This window comes from Lonsdalea quercina (assembly GCF_900107885.1).
GTDB classification, from domain to species: Bacteria; Pseudomonadota; Gammaproteobacteria; order Enterobacterales; family Enterobacteriaceae; genus Lonsdalea; species Lonsdalea quercina.
This window is the reverse complement of record NZ_FNQS01000022.1, coordinates 1-5,825: the sequence shown is the minus strand read 5'-3', so window position 1 is coordinate 5,825 and position 5,825 is coordinate 1. Positions and strand designations below refer to the sequence as shown.

Genomic DNA, 5,825 nt, shown 5'->3' with positions numbered 1-5,825 from the left:
CCCCCTCTGTCAGGATAGATGGCACCCCCATCGAAAACATTAATGACAAGATGGAACCATATCGTGAAGCACATTTCACCAGAACGTAAATCGGCCGCACTGGCTAAACTACTGCCGCCCTACAACATGACCGTCACCGCAGTTGCACAGATGGAAGGGATATCAGAAGCTACGCTCTATAACTGGCGTAACAAGGCGAAAGCAGAGGGAATACCGGTGCCGGGTGCAGACAAAACCACAGACCAATGGTCAGCCGATGCCCGGCTGGCTGTGATTATCGAAACCGCCACACTCAGTGAAGCGGAACTGGCGCAATACTGCCGTAAGAAAGGGATTTATCCTGAGCAGATTAGTCAGTGGAAACAAGGCTTTTTGCAGGTCTCTTCGCCTAATGATAAAGCCGCGCTCAGACAAAGCCAGAAAGAAGTCAGTCAACTCAAACGCGAACTGGTTCGTAAGGAAAAAGCCCTGGCGGAGGCGGCAGCGATACTGGTGCTGCGAAAGCAGTTGCGGGACTACTACGGAATAACCGACGAGGACGACTGACATCAGGTGCGGAACGGCAGACGCTGATGGGATATGTGCGCAACGCGATGGCGTCAGGCGCCCGGTTAGCGGTGTCGCTCACGGAAGCCGGGTTAAGTGAACGGACGTGGCGACGCTGGCAAAGTTCGATGGAGGACAAGCGTGCCAGAGCGGTCAGGCCCTCCCCGTCGAACCGGTTAAGCGCGCAAGAAGAGCAACAGATACTGGCAGTGTGCCACCGTCACAAATCGTACCGGCGTTGGCCGATAAGGGGATTTATCTGGCGAGTGAGTCAACCTTTTACCGGGTGCTACGTCGTCATGGAGGAAGGACATCGGCGTGGACGGCAACGTGCGGCACAGAAAATCACGCCGGCCACGACCTGGCAGGCCAGCGGCCCGAATCAGGTGTGGACGTGGGACATCACATGGATGCCGTCAACCGTGAAGGGTCGCTGGTTTTACCTGTATCTGGTGGAAGACCTCTACAGCCGAAAAATCGTGGGATATGAAGTGAATGAAACAGAAAGTGGCGAGCAGGCAGCCGCCCTGATAGAGCGCACGGTACGTCGGGAAGGATGCTGGCAATACCCGCCGGTACTGCATGCGGACAATGGGGCGGCGATGAAGTCGCAGACGTTGCAGATGAAGCTGCATGAGTTGGCAATAACGCCGTCTCACAGCCGGCCAGGGGTCAGTAACGACAACGCGTATGTGGAGTCGTTGTTCAGGACGCTGAAATATGTGCCGCAGTGGCCGTCATCGGGGTTCGACAAGTTAGAGGATACGCGCGAATGGGTAGAGAGTTTTACCCGGTGGTATAACGAAACGCATCGACATAGCGGCATCAGGTACGTAACGCCAGGCCAACGGCACCGGGGCGAAGATGGCAGGGTGCTGAAGAAGCGGGATAAGGTGTACCAGATGGCAAAAGCGCAACGGCCTGAACGTTGGTCAGGCAGGACACGGAACTGGCAGCCGTCAGGTGAGGTTATGCTGAATCCAGGGCGGGAAAAGCAGGCAGCCTAAATCAACCGGGGGTGCCAACTATCTTGACACTTACCGGGCAGTGGCTGAAGGATGCCGGATTTACCACCGGGCAACCGCTGAAGCTGCGTATCATGCCGGGCTGCATTGTGATTACCGTGCAGGATATCCGCGCACTGTGGCAAGACCTGCACGCGCTGAGCATCGCGCCGTTTGATGAGAATGCCGTCACGCACTGACTGAAGCGTTTTCCGGGTGGGCTTAATCTGGCAGGGATGGAGAACGGGCGGTAAATTACCGCCACTGAGCAGCAGATAAAATAAAGCCGGAAGGATCGTTAGGATCACTTCCGGCATGATTTATTCATAAATTTTCGCAGCCATTAAAATATCTGCAAAAACTTTCCAGTTTGTATCTTTCGGTAGTGGCTGATTTGTATTTTCATAATATCCATCCATGTCCTCTATCCACGAAGCCACTGCTTCCAAATAAGATGATAAATCTTTATTTTCCCATTCACCGGGATTTTCTTTAAAATCTCTAGCCAACGCAGATATTAGTTTAACAAGATCATCTTTGCTGCTAACTGGGAAAAATTCATCTAGCATTTCATCCACCTATGATTCGCTTTATTCCATCACCCATCTTAAGGATGATACTTTTTCCATCTGTTTTCGTTGTCATCTTCCACATTTGACCAGCAATTTCCTTCTGTGTAGCCCACTGAACAGGAATTTCTTTCAGACCGGATAATTTGAACGCAGCAAGTCGTCTATGGTCTAACGTCCATAGTTTACCATTTAAATCTTGCCATATTTTTATTGCTAGTAAATCAGTAGGTTTAAGAGTTCCATTTCTTAATGCAGCAGCGTTATCAAGAACGGTATATTCTCCGGTTTGGTTTTTAATTGAACTCTGCATGAAATGAATATCGTCAGGATTCTTAGTGAAAGTCCCACATTTGCTCAGCCCCAGCGGATCAACCCACGTGTTGGGATTCTGGACGTAACCGTAGTTATTTTCTCCCCCCAACACCCCTATCGGGTCCGGCGAGATATACCCGCCGCCAGCCGGGTCGTAGTAGCGAAATCGGTTATAGCACAGGCCGCTTTCGCTGTCACGGAGCTGCCCGGCGAACGCCAGTCCCGGGTCTGCGCTCTCCGTTTCCGCAACGGTGCGCTGGCCCCACAGCGTGGCTTTCGGCGCCTGTCAGCGCAGTTCGCCTTCGCTATCGTACAGCGCCTGCGGCTCACCGTTTTGCGCGCTGCTCACAAAATCCGTTTCCCAACCACCCGCGGTGGTGTGCCGCTGCTGCACCACCAGCGCCCAGCCGTTGTAGACCCAGTGTCGCCGCGACGTCTGTTGTCCCTGACGATAGTGCCGCACTTCCGCTATCTGGTCGCCGTCCCACAGGTAGCGCACTTCTTTACCGCGCTCGGCGCAGCGTTTGCTGACCCGACGGCCGAACGGATCGTAGCGGTAGTACCAGGTCTCTCCGCTTGGGGTGTCCACCGCCCGTAGCTGGTTGCGGCTGTCCCAGCGGTAGTGTCACACCTGCGCCCGGAATCCCGGTTTCACCGCCTGTCGGCGCACCAGACGCCCCGCCCGGTCATAGGTGTAATAAGTATCGTCGCGCTGGACCAGCCTTCCGGCCTCCCACTCGGTCAGCCGTCCTTTCTCCTGCGGCAGGCCGGTGCGGGTGTAGTGGTAGTCGGTCTCGGCGGCCGGCGTCCTGCCCGCGCCACCGGTCAGGCCCGACAGCACCCGCCCGGTCTTGTCCAGCCGATACCCTTCGCTGTCGCGGTTGGTGCGCACGCCCGTCACGTTGCCCGCGCCGTCGTAGCGGTACTCCCTCGTCTGCTGCGCCTGTAGGCGTCCGTCATGCGCCTGACCGCTCATCTCGCGCGTCAGCCACCCCATCGAGTCGTACTCGCGCGTCTACAGGAAGCGCCCGCCCCGGCGTTCGCTCTCGCGCCCGGCGGCATCGTGGTTTATCGTCAGCTCCGCGCCGTCCGGCAGCACCACCTGCTTCAGTTCACCGGTGCGGCTGTAGCGGAAGGTGCTGCTCAGCCCTTCTTCCTTTTCCTCTTCCGACCACAGCAGGGTGCGGGTGACGCTGTGTTCGTCGTAGACTCTGCGCACTTCCGTGCCGTTTTGCCACTCGCGCACCACCCGGTCGCGCAGGTCGTATTCCAGCTGCACGTGGCTGACCGACGACGTCACAATGAATAAAGCAACCAAAACAGTACATTACTACACGGTGGGATACGCCCCGCATAATGGCAGGCCTAACCCACCGTCCGCTATTAACCTCAAGGGCCGCTGGCTGGAAGAATCGGGCTTTATGACCGGGATGCCGATAACCGTGACGGTTGAGCGGGGGAGGCTGGTGATTGAGACGGAGATTAATCTGTAGGCGGCGGATAATAAAAAGCCGGAAGGATCTTTACGATCGTTTCCGGCTTTATTCTCTAGAATTTCTCAAAAATGATATTATCAGGAGGAAAATCATTAGGAAATGAGTCTGCTTTTATCTTTCTCGATAAAACACCGGATAATAACGAAGTTATATTTTCATCGAAATATTCTATATCTGGTGATCTAGATGCAACTATTGCAGTTCCCCATACATCGCTATTATTTAGATCGGAAACGACCCAAAATATATAATCACCATTATCTGTTACACCTATTGGTAAAAGCCCATTCTTTTCTGGGTAAAGATTATACTTAAAATAGTCTGGATCTTCATTATTAAGATAATTAAAGTCATCAATGATTAATTTCTTTTGCTCAAAAAAATTAAGATCATTATTTTGAGTAAATGGATTGAATATTGCAATGAAATTAGCGATTCTCCCCGAACCATAGTTACTGATAAACTCAATATAATCATTAGGAAACGTAGTGCTTTCACCTATATAAGGCCAAGCATTACCGCTCCCAGACTCATTGGGGAAATCAGGTGGAACTAAAATGCTATTTAATTTAGGTATGGCCATGGTTTACATTCCAGGAGGATTAAGAAGAGTGACACTTTCAAAGAAGCCGCCACTGCCTTGAGCATTCATTGTTATACCTGCCGGTATCCTAGAAGGACCTTTATATATGGGTGTGACCGACACATCAACTATTTCTCCTCGTTCTAACGCTTTCCTTATACGTCCTTCGATACTGCTCATATCCGGAGTATTCACTGGCCGATGTTGAATAGTAACCAAGTTACGAACATCATCGCCGGAACCGCCTAACTGCCGCCCTAACAAATGTCCACGAGCGCGATTAGAACCAGCTCCTGTAATAAATCCAGGAGGTTGAATCGAAGGATTAGCATGCGTGCCTGTATTTATGTAACTAGAGTCTAGTCGAGCTCTAACACCTGTTGGGCGTCCTAGGTGATCCAAATCACCGTATCGTATGTTACATTCAGCCAACCCAAAAGGATCGATCCAACAGATCGGATTCTGGACGTAAGCATAATTGCTTTCCCCCCCCAACACCCCTATCGGGTCCGGTGAGATATACCCGCCGCCAGCCGGGTCGTAGTACCGAAATCGGTTATAGCACAGGCCGCTTTCGCTGTCACGGAGCTGCCCGGCGAACGCCAGTCCCGGGTCGGCGCTCTCCGTTTCCGCAACGGTGCGCTGGCCCCACAGCGTGGCTTTCGGGGCCTGCCAGCGCAGTTCGCCTTCGCTATCGTACAGCGCCTGCGGTGCGCCATTTGGCGCGCTGCTCACAAAATCCGTGTCCCAGCCGCCCGCCGCAGTGTGCCGCTGCTGCACCACCAGTTCCCAGCCGTTGTAGACCCAGTGTCTCCGCGATGTCTGTTGCCCCTGATGATAATGGCGCACTTCTGCTATCTGGTCACCGTCCCATAGGTAGCGCACCTCTTCGCCGCGCTCGGCGCAGCGTTTGCTGACCCGACGGCCGAATGGGTCGTAGCGGTAGTACCAGGTCTCTCCGCTCGGCGTGTCCACCGCCCGCAGCTGGTTGCGACTGTCCCAGCGGTAGTGCCACACCTGCGCCCGGAATCCCGGTTTCACCGCCTGTCGGCGCACCAGACGCCCTGCCCGGTCATAGGTGTAATAGGTGTCGTCGCGCTGGACCAGCCTTCCGGCTTCCCACTCGGTCAGCCGTCCTTTCTCCTGCGGCAGGCCGGTGCGGGTGTAGTGGTAGTCGGTCTCGGCGGTCGGCGTCCTGCCCGCGCCACCGGTCAGGGCCGACAGCACCCGCCCGGTCTTGTCCAGCCGATACCCTTCGCTGTCGCGGTTGGTGCGCACGCCCGTCACGTTGCCCGCGCCGTCGTAGCGGTAC

At 54.5% G+C, this 5,825-nt stretch carries 5 protein-coding genes and 3 pseudogenes; 3 read left to right on the top strand and 5 right to left on the bottom strand.

What is annotated here, in order from left to right; translation table 11 throughout:
- Positions 1-63 precede the first annotated feature (63 nt).
- Positions 64-1,553, top strand: a pseudogene (locus tag BLU64_RS17090) (IS3 family transposase).
- Between the two features lie 23 nt (positions 1,554-1,576).
- Positions 1,577-1,750: pseudogene (locus tag BLU64_RS16835) on the top strand (SymE family type I addiction module toxin); the annotation flags it as partial.
- 120 nt (positions 1,751-1,870) lie between these two features.
- On the opposite strand, the gene BLU64_RS16830 reads toward BLU64_RS16835, so the two are convergent.
- From BLU64_RS16830 to BLU64_RS17795, 3 genes and pseudogenes are all read right to left on the bottom strand, one after another.
- A complete protein-coding gene (locus BLU64_RS16830) occupies positions 1,871-2,119 on the bottom strand; it encodes a DUF7660 family protein (protein ID WP_026744333.1) in 249 nt (82 codons plus the stop codon).
- 1 nt (position 2,120) lies between these two features.
- A complete protein-coding gene (locus tag BLU64_RS17740; RefSeq protein ID WP_026744334.1) occupies positions 2,121-2,432 on the bottom strand; it encodes a hypothetical protein in 312 nt (103 codons plus the stop codon).
- Positions 2,433-2,468: 36 nt separating this feature from the next.
- Positions 2,469-3,734, bottom strand: a pseudogene (locus tag BLU64_RS17795) (RHS repeat-associated core domain-containing protein); the annotation flags it as partial.
- Position 3,735: 1 nt separating this feature from the next.
- Between BLU64_RS17795 and BLU64_RS16820 the strand changes: the two are divergent.
- On the top strand, positions 3,736-3,927 hold the full coding sequence (locus BLU64_RS16820) for a SymE family type I addiction module toxin (protein ID WP_071999820.1): 192 nt from the start codon (positions 3,736-3,738) through the stop codon (positions 3,925-3,927).
- A 55-nt stretch (positions 3,928-3,982) separates the two neighbouring features.
- On the opposite strand, the gene BLU64_RS16815 is transcribed toward BLU64_RS16820, so the two are convergent.
- Both BLU64_RS16815 and BLU64_RS16810 read right to left on the bottom strand, forming a co-directional pair.
- Positions 3,983-4,513 (bottom strand): SMI1/KNR4 family protein, encoded by a 531-nt coding sequence (locus BLU64_RS16815; RefSeq protein WP_026744338.1) that lies wholly within the window; start codon positions 4,511-4,513, stop codon positions 3,983-3,985.
- A 3-nt stretch (positions 4,514-4,516) separates the two neighbouring features.
- A partial coding sequence (locus BLU64_RS16810; RefSeq protein ID WP_175527824.1) for an RHS repeat-associated core domain-containing protein occupies positions 4,517-5,825 on the bottom strand: 1,309 nt, incomplete at its 5' end.